Source organism: Litchfieldella anticariensis FP35 = DSM 16096 (genome assembly GCF_000409775.1).
Taxonomy (GTDB): Bacteria; Pseudomonadota; Gammaproteobacteria; order Pseudomonadales; family Halomonadaceae; genus Litchfieldella; species Litchfieldella anticariensis.
Genome location: NZ_KE332388.1, coordinates 1042044 through 1062225, shown reverse-complemented (window position 1 = coordinate 1062225; position 20182 = coordinate 1042044). Strand labels below are relative to the sequence as shown.

The window sequence follows — 20182 nt, the reverse complement described above, 5'->3', positions numbered from 1 at the left end:
ACTGTTTAATTAATTTCAAGAAAAGAAAAAACGCCGGGACCTACCGCATTGGGTAGGCCCCGGCGCTCGCAGACTAGAATCAACCGAACAGCAGTGGAATGCCGAGTCCTGAAATCAGCAGGATCAATGCGCCTCCCAGACGTGACGAAATCTGTGCGAAGGGCATCAGCTGCATGCGGCGTGCCGCAGAGAGCACCGCCACGTCCCCGGTGCCGCCCATATTGGCCATGCACAGCCCGGCGGTGATCGCCGCTTCGATGGGGTAGAAACCTACCAGCTTGCCTACCAGTCCTGCTCCCAGGGTGGCGCCGGCGACCACGGCGAAGACGATCAGCACATAAGCGGGAGATAGCGCATCAATAACGGTACCCAAGTCGGTATAGGCCACACCGATGCCAAACAGCAGGGCAAAGGTCCAGTTGCGGGCCACGAAGCCATACCACTGAGTGGCGGCATCCGACAGCGACTGGGGCACCAGGCCACTGATCTTGAATACGGCCACCAGGATGATCATCAGCGCATAGGGGTGCAGCGGAACCAACTGGCCGAGGATCTGGCCGGCGACATAAAAACCCAATGCCACCATCACCCCGGTGCCCATGGAGGCGAGACTCAGTTTCTGTTCTGTTTCTTCGAGTTTCACACCGGGCATGATCTGGCCATTACCGGTCAGGTTGGGGTAGCGCTCGCCGAGCTTGGCCAGCAGGCTGGCGAAGACGATGGCGAACACATTGCCCAACGCCAGCGCCGGGACCAGCAGCGAGATGTAGTAGCTGGCCGGTTGTCCGAGCAACTGCTCGTAGATTTGGCTCATGGGTACGGCACCGGCGCCCATGCCACCGCCGAGGATCGGCAGTGTGATGACCAACACGGCATCTTCCAGGGTGAAGCCAACTACGGCGCCGATCGCCGCGGCCAATATCACGGCACCGATGACCGCTCCGATGATCGGGACGAAGTAGCGGGTACCGATCTGTACCAGGGCCTTGGGGTCCATGCCCAGGATGCTGCCGGTGATCAAGGCGGCGATGTAGAAGTTGAGGAAATCCCCACCCTTCATGAAGGTGGTGATGTTTTCGCCGATACTGGCCGGTAATACCGGGAAGTACATCAGGGCCGCGGCACCGAAAATCGCCAGGATGGCACCGCCACCCAGGTAGGTGCGCACGATGGGCAGGCGGTCGCCAATGAAGCCGAGTAGCTCGCCCAGCACCATCATGATCAATAGCCCACCAATCATCCCGGAGGGTAGGGTGTCGGTGTAGACGGCGGTCAGCAAGACCAGCGTCAGGATGGCAAAGGCCGGTAGTGGAATACCGGCGATGCGCGGCAGGCTGTGCCCACCGCTGGTCACGGAAGTGATGGAATCGGTCGCGTGGCTCATGCGTGTCCTCCTCGCTGTCTGTTGTATTCTTGAGGGGCTGTGGTGTGTGCATCGTTCGGGAGGCCGGGATGGCCTGAAAGTGGAGGATAGGCGGCGAGCCACGCACGCCAAGCTTTGCAAAGTTAACAAAGCATTTTGAAATTATTGAAAGCTTCACGTGGCCTAAAGGCACACCTCTTCAACGTCGTGAATGCCACCAAGGTCGAAGATTACCCCGCTATGTGGAGTCGAGAGCATTGCCCGTGACGTCCCGCCGTTTGCCCCTCAATTTGCTGATCTCACTGCTGGTGGCCGCTATGGTGATGCTGTCGTTGGGGGTTGCCCTGTGGCTGTTCGTCAGCCAATTGCGCACCACCATCGAACAGGCCGAGTCGACCCGCATGACCGATCTGGCGAGAGTCGTGGCGGGCAAGGACAGTGTCAGAACCGCTCTGGCTGCCGGTGATGAAGAGGTGGGGGACAGTGGACTGTCCGCCCAGCGTGCCGCGTTGCAGGAGGAGATCGACGGGTTGCGGCGTGAGCTTGGCGTTGACTTCATCGTGGTGATGACGCCCGATGCGATACGCCTGACCCATCCCGACCCCCAACAGATTGGTCTTCACTTCCGGGGGGGAGATGAGGGGCCGGCACTAGCCGGCGAGCATTATGCTTCGCGCTCCCGGGGCACTCTGGGGGTTAGCATCCGTGGCTTTTCTCCCGTCCACGATGTGGAAGGCGAGGTCATCGGGGCTGTCTCGGTGGGGGTAACCCTGGCGTCGTTGCTGCCCTCTCTGGAGGAGCATCGCCAGCAGGTGATGCTCGGTGTGTTGGCGCTGATGCTGGCGGCTGGCTTGGGAGCGTGGTGGCTAGCCCGCTATATCAAACATGTGCTGTTGGGCCTGGAACCCTACCAGATTGCCCGACTGGTGAAGGAACGGCAGGCGCTGCTGGCATCGGTTCATGAGGGCATCCTGGCAGTGGATGACATGGGTAGAATTACCCTCGCCAACGAGGCGGCGAAGACTTTGCTCGGTCGTGCGGGACTCGGCGAGCCTCCCCTGGGGCAGTCGGTGACTCGCTATATCCCACACTCGGGAATGCTCGAAGTCCTGGCTAGCGGGCGTTCCGCCTTGGACCAGGAAGTGCTGATCAACGGCCAACTGCTGTTGGCCAATCGTGTGCCGATACGTCACGAGGGCAGGGTGATTGGCGCGGTGGCCACCTTTCGCGACAAGAGCGAGGTCGATCGCTTGGCTGAAGAACTCACCGGTGTGCAACGTTATGCCGAGGCGTTGCGCGCTTCGACCCATGAGTTCAAGAATAAGCTGCACGTCATTCTCGGGTTGGTGAAAATGGCTGACCTCGAAGCCCTGCAACGCTACCTCCACGAGTTGGCCGAACTTCACCTGACGCCTACACCAGTCTGGAATGAATCGCTCCAGGATCCGGTGTTGGCCGGCTTTCTGCTTGGTAAGGGCAGCGAGGCTCGGGAACGAGGTATCCGCCTCGACGTTCGGGTGGAAACGGCGGTGCCGGCTCCGGTGGATCCCGCCATGCGCCACACCCTGATCACGGTCATTGGCAACTTGCTGGAAAATGCCTTCGAGGCATTGAGCACGTGCGAAATCCGCGAAGTATCCCTGACGTTGGGTCTCGAGGAAGACTTGCTGACACTGGACGTGCAGGATACTGGGCCGGGTATTCCCGACGCTTGGCAAACGCGCGTCTTCGAACATGGCGTTTCCACCAAGGGAGAACACCGGGGGCTGGGGTTGGCCCTGGTGCGGGAGCGCCTCGAAGTCCACGGCGGCAGTCTTGCACTATACAGTGAAGCAGGACGCGGGACCTTGGTGGAAGTCACCTTGCCGTATGCATCCGGAGCGACACCACGGCGACAGGAGGAGGCATGACGGACCCGGTACGTGTGCTGATCGTCGAGGATGATCCCATGGTCATGCGTTTCAACCTCGAATATCTCAATCGCCTGGACGATGTGACCCTGGCGGCACAGTGCCTGGACGTGCCGTCGGCACTGGAAGTGCTCGATAGACAGCCAGTGGACCTGGTGCTGCTGGATGTCTACCTGCGTGAACGCAGTGGTCTCGAGGTCGTGCGTTGGCTGCGACGCCAAGGCCGTGATGTCGACGTGATTCTGATCACCGCCGCCTCGGAGGTAGAAACGGTTCGCACCGCTCACCAGCTTGGCGTGCGCGACTTCCTGGTCAAGCCCTTCGAGTTCGAACGCTTTCGCGATGCCGTGCAGGCTTGCGTGACGGCACGTCGCTCGCTGGAACGTCTGCCCGAAAGAGTTGCCCAACGCGACCTGGACCGATTGTTCAAGCCCCCTTCCGGGGAAGTGCCACGGCGCCCGGATGGCCTGCCCAAGGGGCTGACGGCACCAACACTGGCCCAAGTGGTCGCGGCGATCCTGGCGCTCGACAATGACGGCTTCTCCACTGAGACGTTAGTGCCAGCCACTGGCATGTCGCGAGTCTCGTTACGCAAGTATCTCAAGTTCCTGGCCCAGGAGGGGCTTCTCGAGGAATCGTTCCACTATGGCCAAGTGGGCCGCCCCTCCTTCAGCTACCGTTGCCTGGATCGAGAGGGCTTGGCCGAGCTAAGCGAATGACGTTGCTAAGAGCTTTTTTCCCAACTCTTCTGGGTGATGGGCGCCGAGGGCAGGTCGCAGCGAAGGTCATTTGCCATGGATGGCAAATGTAGCGCCCACGGAAGGGTTCACAGCGCCTTCGCGAAGGCTTGCCCCCGGAACAGCCCACTTCATTGATGTGGTTCTGAAAGGAGTTCTAATTCCCACGGATCAGCTCGCTGATGATCCGCCGCCCCGGGTGCAGGTGATCGGCCAACTCGCGCTCCAGTGGCAGCGGCTCATCGCAGATCCGTGAGGCGATCAGCTCCGCGCATAACGGAGCGCTGGCCAGCCCCCGAGAACCATGCGCGGCACTGATCCACAGCCCCGGGTGATGAGTGCCTGGGGTGGGTGGAATGCGTTTGGCGTCCTTGGCCAGGCTCGCGTAGTCGGCTTGCCAGCGTTTGGCATCGGGTACCGGGCCGGCATAGGGGGTCTTGTCGGGGCTGGCGGCTCGCACGGCAGCGCGCCCACCTAGCTTGGCAGGATCGAGTTCGGCCCCGGCCTGGCGCAGGGCCTGCACGAACCCGGGTAGCGTACGTTCCAGTTCTTCCAGGTTGTCAGCATGGTCGGCTTCTCGCATCTCGGTAGCGGTATCGTGGGGTGTAAAGGTGGCGCCGAAGGTGAGCTCGCCGTCAAGCACCGGAGGGACATAGCCGCCGGCACAGATGACGCGTTGAAGCTTGGGTATGCCCGGTGGCATGGGCAGTGTCGAGACTTGGCCGCGGATCGGCTGTAGTGGCAACGCTGCTGTCTGGACGAAACGGTTGGCGAGTTCGGCCGTGGCGATCACCACCTGATCGGCCGAGAGCGTCTCACCTTCTTTCAACTGCAGCGACCAACCCGTTTGCTTGGCTTCCAGCGCCACGACCTCAGCCTGACGCAAATGAATGCCAGGGGTAGTGGCAAGCCGTTCGCAGAGCACGGCGGGTCGCACCCAACCTGCCTGGGGATAATCGAGTCCGCCATGATCCAGCGCGATTCCGGCGCGCTGGCTGGCACCTTTGGCATCCACTCCTTCGACCACACGCTTGGGGAGCCGATGATGGCCGAGAAAACGCGCCTGACGGGTGGCTTCCTTATCGCTCATGGCCAGTTGCAGCACACCGCAGTCTTGCCATAGTCGACGCTCGGGATCGAGCGTTGCCAACCAGCGCCGGCTATGCAGTAGCCCGGCCAGATAGAGCCGGCTGTGCAGGTTGGGTTGCACCGCCAGCTTGACGTAGAGCGTGCCTTGACGATTGCCCGAGGCACCGACGCCAGGGCCTTGGCGGTCGAGCAGCGTTACCCGGATACCGCGTCGTGCCAAGGCGGCGGCTACGCTGGTACCGGCCAGGCCGGCACCGATCACCGCCACGTGCCGCGTCGGGCGAGGAGCGGGAGGAATGAACCAGGGCGTGCTTCGGCGCGTATCGTCTTCCAGAGGTGTGGTGATCTCCCCGGCGAGCATTTCGCGCTTACGCCCGTAACCGGACACCTTGCGCCAAGTGAAGCCAGCGGCCTTGAGCCCGCGCTTGACCGTTCCGGCGCAGGTAAAGGTGGCGAAGGTCGTTCCCGGGCGGCTAATCCTTGCCATGGCCTCGAACAGCGCCGGCTGCCACATGTCAGGATTCTTGGCTGGCGCGAAGCCATCCAGGAACCAGGCATCCACGCGTCCGTCGAGATGGGCCAGGCGTTCGGCGCTGTCACCGAAGTGCAGGTCTAACGTTACCCGCTCGTCGAGCCACAGGCGATGTACGCCCGTTATGGGCTCGGGCCACTGCTCGATCAGGCGCTGAGCCCGAGCGATGAGATCCGGCCAGATGGCAAGTGCCCGCACCAGATCCTCCTGGGTCAGCGGAAACATCTCAGTCGATACCAGGTGCAGTCGGGCCGAAGGGGGGGCATGCCGATCGAAACAAGACCACGCACAGAGCATGTTTAGCCCAGTGCCGAAGCCGGTCTCACCGATCACGAAGGGGCGTGACGCTTGCCAGTCGGCGAAACGCCGTGGGAGATCGTTGGCCTCGATGAACACGTGCTTGGTCTCGGCACGGCCATCGTGACGCGAGAAGTAGACATCATCGAAGGCCGTGGAGTGAGGCGCTTCCAGATCGGTATCGTCCCGGCGCCAGTCGAGATGGGCTTGAGGCAGGGCGGTCAGTTCCGGTAACTGAGCGGGGCGTTCGGGCGAGGCTGCCAAAGGGGTCTCCGATGGATCAAGAACTGGTCAAAAAATGGCCGACGAGCACAAAGCGCCAGGTAATCACGCCTGGCGCAAGGCGTCCGCGCTCTTTCAACAGAGTTTTCCACAGAGGGTGTGTAAAACCGCCTGTGGAAAACAAGAGAAACACTGAATAAATGCCTGCACGCCTCAATCGCTGCGTTGCGCGGTGCCGAAGCGTCGGACCGGCAGATCCTCACCTATAACCCCATAGGCTCCGGTTCTTGTGCTCCGGGCGCCTTGCGCTTGATGCCGTTCGTCGATTTCTTCAGTGCTTCCCTAAGCTCCATCTGAAAAATACTTACACTTGGCGACTTTTCAGACGAAGCTTCGCTCCTAACTGTCAGGGAAGGACTTTCTTGAACGGCTTCACCGTCACCTTTGCGTAAACACCGGCAATCACGAAGGGGTCGGCATCGGCCCATGCCTGGGCACTGTTCAGGTCGTCGAATTCGGCGACCACCAGGCTGCCGCTGAAACCGGCCTCACCCGGGTTTTCGGCATCGATGGCCGGGTGTGGGCCGGCCAGGACCAAGCGGCCCTCGTCGCGTAGCTTCTCCAAGCGTGCCAAGTGATCGGGACGTGCGGCCATCCGTCTTTCCAGGCTGTTCTTTACATCTTCGCTGATGATCGCATAGAGCATCGTAAAGCTTCCTCGCGTGATGATGAGACCCATGGGGTGGAGCCTCGCCGGCCCGGGATTGACCGTTAGGCGTGGGTCACGCACCATGGTGAACCTATTCTGACAAAGACGCTTGCCGGCGTCATGCCAATGACCGCACCTTCTGCATTGCCCGCCAGCCTGGCCGAGAGCCAGGGAATCGACTTTCACATGCATTCCACGGCCTCTGATGGCGCTTTGTCGCCTGACGAGTTGGTGGCGCTTTGTCACCGGAAGGGGGTGAATTGCATGGCGCTCACCGATCATGACACCGTGGCCGGTGTCGAGGCCGCAGCAAAGGCCGCCGCAGCGCTGGGTATCCGTCTACTGCCGGCTACGGAGCTGTCGTCACAGTGGCGGGGCGTCAATATCCATGTGGTAGGCTTGCTACCGGTGGGAGTCCGGGGCTCGTTGGCTTCGGGACTTGAGTTCCAGGCACGTGCTCGCGAGGCGCGTGCCGAAGATATCGCCGCGCGTCTCGAAAAGCTAGGGTTGGCGGATGCGCTGACTCGAGCGCGAGAGCAAGCTGGGGAACTGCGCCCGTTGGGGCGACCGGATTTCGCGCGGGCGATGGTGGCTGCCGGCTTGGTGCCGGACATCGCCACGGCTTTCAAGAAGCATCTGGGGAGTGGAAAGCCTGGCGACGTCAAGGCGCATTGGCCATACCTTTCCGAGGTGGTGGAATGGATTGTCGCGTCGGGTGGCGTCGCCGTATTGGCGCATCCACTGCGCTATGGTATGACCCGGCGCAAGCGGGGCCTGCTGCTCGATGCCTTCCGTGAAGCCGGTGGTGAGGCCGCCGAACTGGTCAGTGGGTTCCAGAATCCTGATGTGACGCGTGATCTGGCGCGTCAACTCGATGAGCGGGGCCTATACGGTTCGTTGGGTAGCGATTTCCACTTTCCGGGTGGCCCCTTGGCACCAGGTACCATGAGCCCCATACCGCGCACCGCGGTGGCACCGGTGTGGACGCACCCTCGGATGGTCACATTTGCAGCCAGCCTAGACTAGGCTGGCTGATACGAAGTAATGGCAGGGCTAATCCGTTTTGTCCGTTTCAGAGTCGCCAAGGAGAGACCCGACAATGACGCAATTCTTCCAGATGCACCCCGAAAATCCTCAGAAGCGCCTGATCGACCAAGCCATTGCCATCATTCGCCAAGGGGGAGTGATCGCCTATCCCACCGATTCCGGTTACGCCTTGGGCTGCTATCTAGGGGAAAAGAAGGCGATCGAGAAGATCAAATGGTTGCGCTCGTTGGATGACCGTCACAACTTCACGCTGGTGTGCTCGGACCTTTCCGAGATCGGTACCTATGCCAAGGTCGACAACGCCGTCTTCCGCTTGCTGAAGACTCACACGCCGGGCCCCTATACCTTCATCCTCAACGCCACTACCGAAGTGCCGCGCTTGTTGCTGCATCCCAAGCGCCGTTCCATCGGCGTACGGGTTCCGGATCACCCCATTACGCATGCCTTGCTCAAGGAACTTGGCGAACCGCTGATGAGCGTGACCTTGATCCCGAATGGCGAGGAACTGCCGATGACCGACCCCGAGGAGATTCGTCACCGATTCGGCGCCCACCTGGATCTGATCATCGATGGTGGTGCCTGCCACCTGGAACCCACCAGCGTCATCGACCTGCGTGACCTGCCGCCGATCATCGTGCGGGAAGGGCGAGGCGACGTGGTGCCATTTCAGGCCTGATCGCACTAGCTTGTCGAGCCAGGGGCGTCACTACCCATCTCGGATGCCCGAGGGTCAGAGGTTTCCTCGTCAAGCCAGGTACCGCACAGCAGGCAGTATTTCGCGCGTTTTTCATGGTGCTCGTGACCGCATCCTGGGCAGGCCTCGTCGGAGTAGCGCTCCTCGCGGATCGAGCGGATCACTTGCGCTGAGAACACCCCCGTGGGTACGGCAATGATCGAATAGCCGATGAGCATCAGTATCACGGTGATGGCCTGGCCCAGCGGCGTGACGGGGACGACATCGCCGTAGCCTACCGTGGTCAGGCTGACGATGGCCCAGTAGATGGACTGCGGGATGCTGGTAAAACCAGCCTCTGGTGACTCGATCAGGTACATCACCGAGGCAAAGATGGTCACCAGCATGAAAATGCTGAAGAAGAACAGGAAGATCTGACGCATGCTGCGTTTGAGGGCATCGAGCAACAGGCGTCCTTCGCCGACGAACTGCATCAGGCGTAGTACACGAAAGATGCGCAATACTCGCAGCAGGCGTACCACCACCAACGACTGCGCACCAGGGATGAGTAGCATTAGCCAGGTGGGCAGAATGGCGATCACGTCGACGATGCCGTAGAAACTCCTCAGGTACCAGAATGGTCGCTCCAGGCAGTACAGGCGCACGGCCAGCTCGAGCGTGAAGGCCAGGGTGAAGCCCCATTCCAGCCAATAGAACCAGGTTCCGTATTGCGTTCGAAAAGCGGCCACGCTGTCTAGTAACACCACGATGACACTGGCCAGGATCGCCACGATAAGGGCAACATCGAAGCCTTTGCCCAACAGAGTGTCGGACTCGAAGATGACCTGGAAGATACGGGTTCGCAGACCTTCTCTAGCAGGCTTCAAGTGTGACGACATGTCATTTTCCTGAGTTCGATATCGATGGGTCATGCCGCGTCCTTCGTCGTAGCCCGGATCAAGGCCAGGAATTCCTGGCCAAATGTCAGGGTCAACCAGTCGGCCTTCGCCAGTTGGGTTGCTAGGCTTTCAGCCAAGTTGCGACTGTGTGGGGAGATCTGGTCATTGCTCAAGGAGGCCAAGTCCGTCAGAGCCTGACATGCCTTGGTCTTGAAATGGTTCTCGTTGCTGTCGGTGTAGGCGTCGAGGGCAGCGATGACGTATTCGACATACTCCGTGACGGAACTTGGCCGCTCCAGGGGCCAACGCCCTGCCAACAGCGCCGTGCCACGAGCCGCCTTGCTGGTATTGGCGGGCCGCAAAGGGACCCATTCGGCAAGCCGCTCAGCCAGTTGCCACAAGGCGTCGTTGGTCCCTTCCTTGAGCTCCAGTTCCAACTCGTTGATTGCTGCGCGCCGCTCCCCGGCGCGAATCTCGCCTTGGTCCAGGGCCAGTTCGACATGACTGCCCGCCATCTCGAGCATCCAGGTGTGGCGCTGGAAATCGGTAACGAAGCGTGGTGCCAGGCGAACCAGTGTCCCAGAAGGAATATCCTGCATGGGCGGCAATTCGGCCAACCCCTTGAGATCGAGTTCATCGCCGTCGATGGGCCATTCCCACTCACCACGGATCGACAGCCCACCACGACCCTGACCGCTGGTCTTCAGAGTCTGTACTCGGGCGCCCGGCGTGCGGCGAATACGTAACGCCATCCGGGCCCGTTCGAGATCTGCCTCTGGAGTATCGTAATAGGTGTTGCCCAGCATGCTGGTGGTCGGCGTGCGCTCCACCAGCAACGGGTGATCGGCCAACCGTGTGGTAACGGTTCCGGCCAGGGCAAGCTTGAGTTCGATTTCCTGGCTCATGGGTGATGACCCTCTTTAATGACGATTTGGTGAATTTTCCATGACGACGCTGCACTCAGTCACTATACTAAGCGCCGCCATTTCCCAAGCACATAAGCGTCTTATGGTAACTACCAATCCGTTTTCGGCGATGTTCGGTCGCTCGCCATTCCAGCCACTGCTGGCCCATATCGTCAAGGCCAATGAGTGTGCCGATGAGTTGCTGCCCTTCTATGAGGCTGCACTCGCCGGCGATTGGGAGGCTGCAGCCCGCCATCGAGAGACCATTACCCGCCTCGAACACGAGGCCGATGAACTTAAGACCGAGTTGCGCCTCAACCTACCCAGCACTCTGTTTCTGCCGGTATCGCGCTCCGATCTGCTCGATCTGATCAGCGTGCAGGACAAGATTGCCAACAAGGTTCGCGACATCACCGGCATCATGCTTGGGCGACGCATGCAAATGCCCGAGCCCCTGGTGCAGCCCATGCGCGATTACCTGCGCACAGCGGTGGCGTCGGTCGCCCAGGCCAGGAAGGCACTGGAAGAACTCAAGGACCTGCTCGAATCCGGGTTCGGTCGTAATGTCTCCGATGTGATGCAGAACCTGATCCGGGAACTGCATGTGCTCGAGCACCAGACCGACGATCAGCAGGTGGCGATTCGCCGCCAACTGTTCGAACTGGAGGGTGAGTTGCCGCCGGTGGACGTGATCTTTCTCTACAAGATCATCGACTGGGTCGGCGAACTGTCCGACCGTGCCGAGCGTGTGGGCAGTCGCCTGCAGATCCTGACCGCCCGATGAACTAGCCCGCTGACTCCAGCGGGCTACTGTTTTCTGCCTTCAACCCGACACCCACATAGGATCCTTACCCTATGTCGATCATTGCGCAACACGGTGACATATTCATCATCCTGGCTTGTGCCTTCGGTTTCTTCATGGCCTGGGGCGTGGGGGCCAATGACGTGGCCAACGCCATGGGCACCTCGGTGGGGTCCAAGGCCATCACCATCAAGCAGGCGATCGCCATCGCCGTAATCTTCGAGTTTCTGGGCGCCTGGTTGGCCGGTGGCCAGGTGACCGAGACCATTCGCAAAGGGATCATCAACCCCGAGCTGCTCGAGAGCGACCCTCAGTTGCTGGTGTATGGCATGCTGGCCTCGCTGCTGGCTGCCGCGACCTGGTTGCTGATTGCCTCCATGCGTGGATGGCCGGTATCGACCACCCATTCCATCGTGGGTGCCATTGTCGGCTTTGCCATGGCGGGGCTGGGTATGGAAGCCGTGGGTTGGGCCAAGGTCGGTCAGATTGCCGCCAGTTGGGTGGTATCGCCGCTGATGGCCGGCTCCATTGCCTTCATGCTGTTCAAGTCGGTGCAGCATTTGATTTTCGAGAGTCGTAATCCGGTGTCATCGGCAAAGCGCTATGTGCCGATGTATGTCTTCCTGGTCGGTTTCATCGTCGCCATGGTGACCCTGAACAAGGGGCTCAAGCACGTTGGCTTCGACCTGGGCTTTGGTGAGAGCACGTTACTCTCGATTCTCTTCGGTCTCCTGATAATGGGGCTGGGAGGTTTCCTCGAGAGACGCATCAGCTCCGAGAAGCGCCAGGACGATGCCTTCGGCTTTGGTGGCGTCGAGCGGGTCTTCGGTGTCTTGATGCTGTTCACCGCCTGCGCCATGGCTTTCGCTCATGGCTCCAACGATGTCGCCAACGCTGTAGGGCCGCTGGCGGCGGTCATCAGCGTGGTCTATAGCGAAGGCCTGGTCGATACTTCTGCACTCGTGCCCTGGTGGGTGTTGGTTCTGGGTGGTGGTGGAATCGTCGTCGGCCTGGTCACTTATGGCCATAAGGTCATCGCTACCGTGGGCACCGGCATTACCGAATTGACACCCAGTCGTGGTTTCGCTGCAACGCTGGCTGCCGCCACCACCGTGGTGCTGGCCTCGGGCACTGGGCTGCCGATCTCCACTACCCATACCCTGGTCGGCGCGGTGCTTGGCGTGGGGCTGGCACGCGGTATGGCGGCACTCAACATGCGTGTGATCGGTACCATCGTGATGTCATGGCTGATCACGCTCCCGGCCGGTGCGGGGTTGGCGATACTTTTCTTTTTCATGTTCAAAGGCATGTTCGGTTGATTGGCTACGGGCTACGGGCTACGGGCTACGGGCTACGGGCTAGGCGGATAGCTTGCCAATGAGCTGAGACCAGCGACAATCCTGCTCGAAGCTCGAAGCTCGAAGCTCGAAGCTCGAAGCTCGAAGCTCGAAGCTCGAAGCTCGAAGCTCGAAGCTCGAAGCTCGAAGCTCGAAGCTCGAAGCTCGAAAAGGCGGTACCACGACAGTGGTGCCGCCTTTTTATAGCCTCTGTTATAGTCATTACCGATACATAGGCGTTACGTTTCATTCACCACTGCTGCCGGAGTGCGGCCCTTGAAAACTCGCTTTCCTTTCGTCGACTGGTTCCGTAATTCATCGCCTTACATCAATGCGCACCGCGGGCGAACCTTCGTGATTCTGATCGAGGGGGAGGCCATGGCGCAGGGACGAGGCGAGCAGTTGATCCAGGATCTGGCGTTGCTGCACACCCTTGGCGTGCGTCTGGTGGTGGTGTTCGGTATTCGCCCGCAGGTGCTCGAAGCCTTGTCCGCTGCGGGCATCGAACCCACCCGTCATGACGGGCGCTGGGTGGCCGATGCGGCCATCATGAGCCATGTCGAGCGGATTGCCGCCGAGCAACGCCTGTGGCTGGAGGCGAGGCTATCACTGGGGCTTCCCAACACCCCGCTGCATGGGGTCGAACTGACAGCGGTGTCCGGTAATCTGGTGATGGCCAAGCCGCTGGGTGTGCGACAAGGCATCGATTTCGATCATAGCGGCGAAGTCCGCCGGGTTCGGGCCAATGCCATTCAAGGGCTGCTGGAGCAGGGCTCTCTGGTGCTGTTGCCGCCGCTGGGCTTTTCCAGCACTGGCGAGGTGTTCGACCTCGATGCCTCCGAGGTCGCACAGCAGGCCGCGGTGGCGCTTTCTGCCGACAAACTGATTCTGCTTGGCGAGGCCGATGGCTTGCATGACGAAAGCGGGGCGTTGCAACGTCAACTCACGCCCTCGGAGGCCGAGCCACTGCGCCGCCAGGCAGCACCGGGAAGCGAGCTGGCACGCCACCTCGGAGCCGCTTGTGCAGCTGCCCGGCACGGTGTGGCACGTACCCATCTCATTACCTGGCATGACCACGATGCCTTGCTGGGAGAGCTGTTCACTCGCGATGGGGTGGGCACCATGATCACCCAGCATCGCTACGAGCAACTGCGCCCGGCGGAACTCAGCGATATCGCCGGCTTGCTCGAATTGCTCGAGCCCTTGGAACGTCGTGGCATGCTGGTAGCGCGTTCCCGCGAGCGCCTGGAACACGAAATCGACGACTACCTGGTGATCGACCGCGATGGGATGGTCATTGGTTGTGCGGCCCTGCATGTCTTCACCGATGTCACCATGGGCGAATTGGCCTGTGTTGCGGTGCACGGTGACTATCGGGGTGGTGCACGTGGCGAACTGCTACTGGCGGAAGTCGAGCGTCGTGCCCGGCGTCAGGGATTGAGCAGTCTGTTCGTGCTGACCACTCATACGACTCACTGGTTCTTCGAGCATGGTTTTCGCTCGGCTGAAATAGAGGCGTTGCCGCCACTCAAGCGCGATACCTACAATCATGCGCGCAAGTCGAAGATTCTCATCAAGTCGTTGGTATAGATCACTGTTGCCAACGATATACACCTGAGTCAAAGGTGTCGCCAAATAGCAACGCAATAACCTATTAATTTAATTGATTATTTTCTTTTAATCAAAAAGTGTGTTGGTGATTGGCGACGTTTCCCCTCTCTTACAGGATGTTTTAACCCTCCAAAACTCCCCTTTTTACTCGCGTGCCAATTTTGTGAATTTATAAGCTATTGTTTTTCATGATTTTAGTAAAAAGGTGGCACGCGCTTCGCTATACATAAGGTGAGCAACGGGAAGCGATTCATAACGGCTCGAATCACTTCTCAGGTCGACTCAACAGGGAAGGTCACCACCCTGTGTAACCTGACCAGTCGAGTCGATCCGCGTCTGCTCCACGCGATGTGTGACTTAGGTTGCGATGAGACGGGTACCGCCAACTAGGCACGGAAGTGTACCAAAAGGGCAAGGATGCCCTGGCAAGGATGCCTCTCCCCTTCGGGGGATCGAATTTGGAAGCGCCGTCGTTGATCCATGACGACGCTTCACAGGACGAAGCCGGGTGGCTTGCTACCCGCATGTCGATGACAGCCCCTGGCAGGCATGACGTCATGGACATGGCTTCGGGGCCTCGGGCCCGTAGCGAATGCCGATAAGTGTCTGGTCAGGCAGACAGTTCTAGGTATTCACTTACCCTTCAGTTCCCTGCGTACCTTGGGCCGGCCATGCCGGCCCTCTTTTTTTGGTGCCGATTTTGTGGCTGTGCTGTAGGGAAAAACTCGGGCATGAGAGACAACTCTGTTATTCTTGAGTGGTAAATTGCATGACTTTGCCCCTATCACTACTGCATAGAACACTGGTCATGACCACTCAGGTCTCGCGCCGCTGGCGCCCGCGATCCTTGCTGCAACTGGTGTTGTTGGCGTTCATCGTCGTCATGTTGCCGCTTGGTGTATTGATGTTTCAGGCTGGTCAGGCGCTCTCCGAGTTGACGCGCCTGGCCGATGTCAGTGCCCGGCAGGCGATGGAAGAAACCCGTCGCGCCCGCGCATTGTCTTCCCTTGCGCTGGAGATGGAGCGTAGCGCCCGGCAATATGCCGTGGTCGAGCAGGAAGACTTGCTCGACATCTACTTGGAGCGTGCCAACGAGTTCGGCGAACTCTTGGCGCAGCAGCGTCTTCTGCTGCCTGATGATCCCAATGTCTTGGCGCTGAGTGAGCAACTCGAGGAACTCAAGACCCTGCCCGAGCTGCCACTCGAGGAATTTCGCGCGCAGTTGCCTATCTTCGCCGCCTTCTCCGCGCATACCGATGCCATGCGAGTGGCCACCAATCGTCAGATCGATACTCGGATCGACGGTATTCGCGAACGAGCCAGCGAGGTGCAAACCCGCTTGTGGCTGCAGACCGCGGCGCTGGTCTCGGCCAGTCTGGCGCTGATGCTGCTTTTCACCTGGCTGATCATCCGTCCCATCCGCCAGCTCGAACATCGCATCCTGAGCTTGGGTAGCGCAGCGAAAACCACATCCCAACCGCTTATTCAGGGGCCAGCGGAACTGGTTAGCCTGGGGGATCGTCTGGACTGGTTGTCGTCGCGTTTGTCCGAACTCGAAGCGCAGAAACAGCAATTCCTGCGTCACATGTCACATGAGTTGAAAACGCCGCTGGCCAGTGTGCGGGAAGGCACAGCCTTGTTGAAAGATGGAGTGGCGGGCGAACTGACGACACACCAGCACGAGATCGTCGAACTGATCGATGCCAGTGGAGAGGAACTGCAAAGACTGATCGAACAGTTGCTGGACTACAATTTACTTCAGCACCAGCGTGGCGTAGCGGTGGAGCGTTTTGATGTCGCCACGGTGGTCAAGGAGATGCTGGCCAAGCATCAGTTGGCGCTTGAACACAAGGGGATGCGGGTGAGCTGGTTTGATGGGCCGCTGGAATGGCAAGCCGACCGCACCTCGACCGGGCGCATTCTGGATAATCTACTGTCTAATGCCATTGCCTATGGTGAAGATGGCGGAGAACTGGAAATACGCGGACAACGCTATGGCACTTCGTTGATACTCGAGGTAGCCAATAGTGGAGAGCCAATTCGCCAGGAGGACCGGCCACGGTTGTTCGAAGCCTTCTATCAAGGGCGGGCTCAGCGCCGTGGGCCTCTCAAGGGTTCCGGTATCGGATTATCGGTGGCGGCCGATTGCGCGCGTTCCCAACATGGACGTCTGGAATTGGTCGATGACGACCCCCTACCGGTATGTTTCCGCTTGACTCTTCCTTGGCACCCGCCGCGTCTCAAGGCAGATGACACGAATAAGACGCTATCGCTAACGATAGACGAGAGCGTCAACGCAAGGAATTGATGCCCTATGCATTATCGTATTCCGATGGGCCTTTTGGCGATGGTTTTACTGACAGGCTGTCAAGGGTTTCCCCCGACACCCTATACAGCAGGACAAGAAGAGGGGGAAGAAACGACGTGTGATGAAGCCATACCTACCCTGAAGGAAAGCCACTGCCTGCTCGATGCCTGGGTGGACTTTGGTCTGGCTTCGCAGCGTGGGGATCGAGAGTGGCGTGAAAGCACGCTCGAGAGGCTTCAGCGCGAAGACAGTCGATCGCGTTTGGCACGGGCAGTGGCGCTGTCATGGGGCACTGAAAGCCAGTGGGACCAGGCCGCGGAAATTCTGCGAGCCGATCTGCATACGGCGCCCAGCGACCTACAGCCCTTGCTGAGTTACTGGCTCAATGAGCTGGAAGGCCGGCGGGCAATGGGCGAGAAGATCGCCGGTAGCGAGGCGGAGCGCCAGGCACTGGCCGCGGAAAACAAGGAGCTGGCCGACAAACTCGAGGCATTGACCGCCATTGAGCAAAGTATCAATTTGCGCCAGCAATCACCCTGAGCAACGTTGGAGTTGGAACGTGAAGCAAGCCGCCCATATTCTGCTGGTAGATGATGATGCCAGCCTGTTGAAATTGTTGGGCATGCGCCTGGAGAGCCGGGGCTTTCGCGTCACCACCGCCGAGAGTGGCCGCCAGGCACTGGAATGCCTGGGACAGGTGCGTCCCGACTTGGTTCTGTCGGACCTGCGCATGGACGAAATGGATGGCATGGCGCTATTTCAAGAGATACAGCGCCGTGCCCCTGGTCTTCCTGTCATCATTCTCACCGCCCATGGTTCGATTCCCGATGCCGTGAGTGCGACCCGTCAGGGGGTTTTCAGCTTCCTGACCAAGCCGGTCGACCGCGACGAATTGTTCGAGGCGATCGACGAAGCGATGAGCCAAGCGCCGGGGGCGGGGGATGCCGACAGCGATTGGCGTGCGAACATCATCACTCGCAGCCCTCAGATGGAACGCATCCTCGAACAGGCACGCATGGTCGCCGCCTCGGATGTCAGTGTGTTGGTCACCGGCCCCTCGGGATCGGGCAAGGAGCTTCTGGCCAAGGCCATCCACAGTGCCAGTTCCCGTGCTGCCAAGCCATTCGTAGCCATCAACTGTGGTGCCCTACCGGAACAACTGCTCGAAAGCGAACTGTTCGGTCATGCCAAGGGTGCCTTCACCGGTGCAATCAGTCAGCACCAGGGGCTGTTCCAGGCTGCCGACGGTGGCAGTCTGTTCCTCGATGAGATTGGCGACATGCCACTCACCCTGCAGGTCAAACTGTTGCGTGCCCTTCAGGAACGCCAGATTCGCCCGTTGGGGTCAACCGTCACGGTACCCATCGACGTACGTATCATCTCGGCTACCCACCGTGACCTCGACCGCGCCATGCGTGAGGGCGATTTCCGCGAGGATCTCTACTACCGGCTCAATGTGGTCAATCTGAAGTTGCCTGCACTAAAGGAGCGCGCTGAGGATGTGCCATTGCTGGCCAAGTATTTGGTCGGTCAAGCAGCTGAGCGCCACAAACCCTTCGTCAAGGGGTTCTCCCCGGAAGCACTCAATCTGCTGGCCTCCTCAGCGTGGCCGGGCAACGTTCGCCAACTGGTCAACGTGGTGGAGCAGTGTGTGGCGCTGACCAGTTCACCGATCATCCCCGAAGCATTGGTCGCCCAGGCGCTGACTGCCGAGGAGAACGCACTGCCGTCGTTCAACGAGGCACGCGCCAGTTTCGAGCGTAGCTACCTGATCAAGGTACTCAAGATCACCGAAGGCAACGTGACGCAGGCGGCACGTATCGCCGGACGCAATCGTACCGATTTCTACAAGTTGCTGGCCCGGCATGAGCTCGAACCCAGTGCCTTCAAGCCTGGTGGCGAGGCCCCCATGGGTCAGGCGGTGAACCTCTCGACGTAAGACTGCTTACAGCTCCCTTACCAATTGCAAGGCGTCGTGGATCGCGGCGTGTGAGTATCCCTGGCCGATACTGCACTGTCGATGCGGTATGGAAGGGGCATGGAATGAAGGCTTTTCGCTTTCGTGTACATATAATGTACACTAGTGTACGCTGCGTTCTTTAGCCAGCGCTTTCCCTGCCGCGCTGCATTCCCTGGCCAGAGAAACCGTCTCAATGCAACCTGCCGATAATCACAACTCCAAATGGAAGGGCTCTCGCGAAGCTTGGCTCAATGCAGCCTTCGAGCTGCTGCTCGAGTCTGGCGTGGACAGCGTGCGGATTCTGCCGCTGGCCAAGCGACTCAATCTGTCACGCACCAGCTTCTACTGGTTCTTCAAGGACCGCGAGGCGCTGTTGGATGCCTTGATCGAACGTTGGCGCGAGAAGAATACCCAAGGCTTGGTGCAGCAGACCGAAGCCTATGCCGAGAGCATCGTCGAAGCGATTCTCAACGTCTTCGACTGCTGGCTGAATTCCGAACTGTTCGATTCTCAGTTGGAATTCGCGATGCGCAGCTGGGCGCTGCAGTCGAGCGAGGTGTCCAGAGAGATCGATGTCGCGGACGAGGCGCGCATCGAGGCGCTGACACGGATGTTCGTGCAACACGGATACGAAGCGCTGGCGGCCAACGTGCGAGGCCGCACCATCTACCTCACCCAGATCGGCTATATCTCGATGAAGACCCAGGAAGCTCTCGAAGTTCGCATGCGGCGCATTCCCGCCTATGTCGAGATCTTCACCGGGCAGGCGCCGCCACCACGTGAGCTGCGACGCTTCCACGCCCGACATGGCTATGAGCCGGAAGGCAACGTCCAGGAAAGGGAAAATATCGACAAATAGGTGGAGTTTCAGGTTTATGGTGGTGTCGACGACAACTGACGTAGAGCAAGCATGGCGTCACGTGCGAAACTCAGCAGCTCCTGATAGTGATCCTGCTCGATGACGTCACGCACGATTTCATTGTCGACCTCCAGGTAATCGTGCACCAGCACGTTTCGAAGCCCGATGATCTTACGCCAGGGCGTATTCGCATCGATGACCCCCTTATCCATCAAGCGCTGAAAAGCCGCCATGGCTTCGCTGCTGGTATGGCCCGTTTCCTGTCTTGCCCAGTGCTTGGCAACTCCAATGCAGCTTTCGATAAGAACTTGAAGCGTTCTCTCCGCGGCATGCTGTTCCAGGCGTGACCATGGGCGCTGCTTTAAAATGTCGCGCAGGATTTCGATGTCGGTCTGGCACTCGTTCAAGTGGTTGTCCAGAGCATCGAGGTAAGCCGTGCCGGGATGTGTTTCAGCCATGCCGTTTCCGTTGATGCAGATAGTCCAGTTCCCATCGTGACATGATACGGGTTTCCTGCTGCATGCGTAGTTGTGGATGCAAATCCAGCAGCCGGCGGCCTTCGCTAACCACTGTCCAGGCCAGTGGAATGGGCGCAATGGCCAAATCGACGACACTCAGCCGACCTTCAGGCAATCCCAACGCTTGCTGCCATTCCAGGGCTAATAATTCGGGGCGAAGCCTTCGATCAAGTGCAGGTTCCAGCCAGTCGGTAAAAACGACAGCCAAATCGTAGTCGCTTCCGGCATGGTGGCTCTCTCTGGCACGTGAACCATACAACCACAACGCGGCTAGGTCGTTGCGCTGCCTGGCCAGGTCGACGAGGCGTTGTAGAGTGGGGTCTTTCGGCATCAGTGCGCTCTTATGCTGAGGTACTTGCCATTATGGCGCTCCCCGTGCGCGAGGGGAAAGAAAGACATCCTCG

General features: G+C 59.7%; 18 protein-coding genes. 11 read left to right on the top strand and 7 right to left on the bottom strand.

All coding sequences use genetic code 11. From position 1 onward, the window contains the following. Positions 1 to 79 precede the first annotated feature (79 nt). Complete coding sequence (locus L861_RS11860; RefSeq protein WP_016416210.1) at positions 80 to 1384, bottom strand: 2-hydroxycarboxylate transporter family protein; 1305 nt, start codon at positions 1382 to 1384, stop codon at positions 80 to 82. Positions 1385 to 1626: 242 nt separating this feature from the next. Here L861_RS11860 and dcuS point away from each other — a divergent pair, with 242 nt between their 5' ends. Both dcuS and L861_RS11850 read left to right on the top strand, forming a co-directional pair. Continuing rightward, positions 1627 to 3273 (top strand): DcuS/MalK family sensor histidine kinase, encoded by a 1647-nt coding sequence (gene dcuS / locus L861_RS11855; protein ID WP_035568351.1) that lies wholly within the window; start codon positions 1627 to 1629, stop codon positions 3271 to 3273. Beyond that, positions 3270 to 3992: a response regulator gene (locus L861_RS11850; protein ID WP_016416208.1), complete on the top strand. Its 723-nt coding sequence runs from the start codon at positions 3270 to 3272 to the stop codon at positions 3990 to 3992. Before dcuS ends, L861_RS11850 begins: the two co-directional genes overlap by 4 nt. 175 nt (positions 3993 to 4167) lie before the next feature. Here the strand turns inward: L861_RS11850 and mnmC are convergent, their stop codons facing one another. Together mnmC and L861_RS11840 are read right to left on the bottom strand one after the other, a co-directional pair. Continuing rightward, on the bottom strand, positions 4168 to 6192 hold the full coding sequence (mnmC, locus tag L861_RS11845) for a bifunctional tRNA (5-methylaminomethyl-2-thiouridine)(34)-methyltransferase MnmC2/FAD-dependent 5-carboxymethylaminomethyl-2-thiouridine(34) oxidoreductase MnmC1 (RefSeq protein ID WP_016416207.1): 2025 nt from the start codon (positions 6190 to 6192) through the stop codon (positions 4168 to 4170). A gap of 364 nt (positions 6193 to 6556) precedes the next feature. After that, on the bottom strand, positions 6557 to 6856 hold the full coding sequence (locus L861_RS11840) for a YciI family protein (protein ID WP_016416206.1): 300 nt from the start codon (positions 6854 to 6856) through the stop codon (positions 6557 to 6559). A gap of 123 nt (positions 6857 to 6979) precedes the next feature. Between L861_RS11840 and L861_RS11835 the strand changes: the two genes are divergently transcribed. Both L861_RS11835 and L861_RS11830 read left to right on the top strand, forming a co-directional pair. Continuing rightward, positions 6980 to 7885 carry a PHP domain-containing protein gene (locus L861_RS11835; protein WP_144063020.1) on the top strand — a complete coding sequence of 302 codons (906 nt, stop codon included), beginning with the start codon at positions 6980 to 6982 and terminating at the stop codon, positions 7883 to 7885. Between the two features lie 73 nt (positions 7886 to 7958). Continuing rightward, positions 7959 to 8582 carry an L-threonylcarbamoyladenylate synthase gene (locus L861_RS11830; RefSeq protein WP_016416204.1) on the top strand — a complete coding sequence of 208 codons (624 nt, stop codon included), beginning with the start codon at positions 7959 to 7961 and terminating at the stop codon, positions 8580 to 8582. Between the two features lie 5 nt (positions 8583 to 8587). On the opposite strand, the gene L861_RS11825 is transcribed toward L861_RS11830, so the two are convergent. After that, positions 8588 to 9478, bottom strand: coding sequence for an ion transporter (locus tag L861_RS11825; protein ID WP_016416203.1), 891 nt, complete (start codon positions 9476 to 9478; stop codon positions 8588 to 8590). A 29-nt stretch (positions 9479 to 9507) separates the two neighbouring features. Continuing rightward, positions 9508 to 10383 (bottom strand): CYTH domain-containing protein, encoded by an 876-nt coding sequence (locus L861_RS11820; protein ID WP_016416202.1) that lies wholly within the window; start codon positions 10381 to 10383, stop codon positions 9508 to 9510. A 103-nt stretch (positions 10384 to 10486) separates the two neighbouring features. Here L861_RS11820 and L861_RS11815 point away from each other — a divergent pair, with 103 nt between their 5' ends. The 7 genes from L861_RS11815 to L861_RS11785 all read left to right on the top strand — a co-directional run bounded on the left by L861_RS11815 (position 10487) and on the right by L861_RS11785 (position 19260). Beyond that, positions 10487 to 11167, top strand: a complete 681-nt coding sequence (locus tag L861_RS11815; RefSeq protein WP_016416201.1) for a TIGR00153 family protein — start codon at positions 10487 to 10489, stop codon at positions 11165 to 11167. A 71-nt stretch (positions 11168 to 11238) separates the two neighbouring features. Then, complete coding sequence (locus tag L861_RS11810; RefSeq protein WP_016416200.1) at positions 11239 to 12504, top strand: inorganic phosphate transporter; 1266 nt, start codon at positions 11239 to 11241, stop codon at positions 12502 to 12504. A gap of 294 nt (positions 12505 to 12798) precedes the next feature. Continuing rightward, the gene (gene argA / locus L861_RS11805) at positions 12799 to 14112 is read left to right on the top strand and encodes an amino-acid N-acetyltransferase (protein ID WP_016416199.1); all 1314 of its coding nucleotides are present in this window, start codon (positions 12799 to 12801) and stop codon (positions 14110 to 14112) included. Positions 14113 to 14902: 790 nt separating this feature from the next. Further along, complete coding sequence (locus tag L861_RS11800) at positions 14903 to 16441, top strand: sensor histidine kinase (RefSeq protein ID WP_016416197.1); 1539 nt, start codon at positions 14903 to 14905, stop codon at positions 16439 to 16441. Positions 16442 to 16447: 6 nt separating this feature from the next. Next, positions 16448 to 16981, top strand: a complete 534-nt coding sequence (locus tag L861_RS11795) for a hypothetical protein (RefSeq protein ID WP_016416196.1) — start codon at positions 16448 to 16450, stop codon at positions 16979 to 16981. Between the two features lie 19 nt (positions 16982 to 17000). Next, positions 17001 to 18380, top strand: a complete 1380-nt coding sequence (glrR, locus tag L861_RS11790; RefSeq protein WP_016416195.1) for a two-component system response regulator GlrR — start codon at positions 17001 to 17003, stop codon at positions 18378 to 18380. A 214-nt stretch (positions 18381 to 18594) separates the two neighbouring features. Beyond that, a complete protein-coding gene (locus L861_RS11785; protein ID WP_016416194.1) occupies positions 18595 to 19260 on the top strand; it encodes a TetR/AcrR family transcriptional regulator in 666 nt (221 codons plus the stop codon). Between the two features lie 14 nt (positions 19261 to 19274). On the opposite strand, the gene hepT is transcribed toward L861_RS11785, so the two are convergent. Both hepT and mntA read right to left on the bottom strand, forming a co-directional pair. Beyond that, positions 19275 to 19718: a type VII toxin-antitoxin system HepT family RNase toxin gene (gene hepT / locus L861_RS11780; protein ID WP_016416193.1), complete on the bottom strand. Its 444-nt coding sequence runs from the start codon at positions 19716 to 19718 to the stop codon at positions 19275 to 19277. Further along, the gene (mntA, locus tag L861_RS11775; RefSeq protein WP_016416192.1) at positions 19711 to 20109 is read right to left on the bottom strand and encodes a type VII toxin-antitoxin system MntA family adenylyltransferase antitoxin; all 399 of its coding nucleotides are present in this window, start codon (positions 20107 to 20109) and stop codon (positions 19711 to 19713) included. The genes hepT and mntA overlap by 8 nt, the downstream gene beginning before the upstream one ends. Between the last annotated feature and the right edge of the window lie 73 nt (positions 20110 to 20182).

Excerpts from the sequence above, each read along its gene's own strand:
- L861_RS11860 (WP_016416210.1), bottom strand. The coding sequence starts at position 1,384 with ATGAGCCACGCGACCGATTCCATCACTTCCGTGACCAGCGGTGGGCAC.
- L861_RS11850 (WP_016416208.1), top strand. The coding sequence starts at position 3,270 with ATGACGGACCCGGTACGTGTGCTGATCGTCGAGGATGATCCCATGGTC.
- L861_RS11840 (WP_016416206.1), bottom strand. The coding sequence starts at position 6,856 with ATGCTCTATGCGATCATCAGCGAAGATGTAAAGAACAGCCTGGAAAGA.
- L861_RS11835 (WP_144063020.1), top strand. The coding sequence starts at position 6,980 with ATGCCAATGACCGCACCTTCTGCATTGCCCGCCAGCCTGGCCGAGAGC.
- L861_RS11830 (WP_016416204.1), top strand. The coding sequence starts at position 7,959 with ATGACGCAATTCTTCCAGATGCACCCCGAAAATCCTCAGAAGCGCCTG.
- L861_RS11825 (WP_016416203.1), bottom strand. The coding sequence starts at position 9,478 with ATGTCGTCACACTTGAAGCCTGCTAGAGAAGGTCTGCGAACCCGTATC.
- L861_RS11820 (WP_016416202.1), bottom strand. The coding sequence starts at position 10,383 with ATGAGCCAGGAAATCGAACTCAAGCTTGCCCTGGCCGGAACCGTTACC.
- L861_RS11815 (WP_016416201.1), top strand. The coding sequence starts at position 10,487 with ATGGTAACTACCAATCCGTTTTCGGCGATGTTCGGTCGCTCGCCATTC.
- L861_RS11810 (WP_016416200.1), top strand. The coding sequence starts at position 11,239 with ATGTCGATCATTGCGCAACACGGTGACATATTCATCATCCTGGCTTGT.
- L861_RS11800 (WP_016416197.1), top strand. The coding sequence starts at position 14,903 with ATGACTTTGCCCCTATCACTACTGCATAGAACACTGGTCATGACCACT.
- L861_RS11795 (WP_016416196.1), top strand. The coding sequence starts at position 16,448 with ATGCATTATCGTATTCCGATGGGCCTTTTGGCGATGGTTTTACTGACA.
- L861_RS11785 (WP_016416194.1), top strand. The coding sequence starts at position 18,595 with ATGCAACCTGCCGATAATCACAACTCCAAATGGAAGGGCTCTCGCGAA.
- hepT (WP_016416193.1), bottom strand. The coding sequence starts at position 19,718 with ATGGCTGAAACACATCCCGGCACGGCTTACCTCGATGCTCTGGACAAC.
- mntA (WP_016416192.1), bottom strand. The coding sequence starts at position 20,109 with ATGCCGAAAGACCCCACTCTACAACGCCTCGTCGACCTGGCCAGGCAG.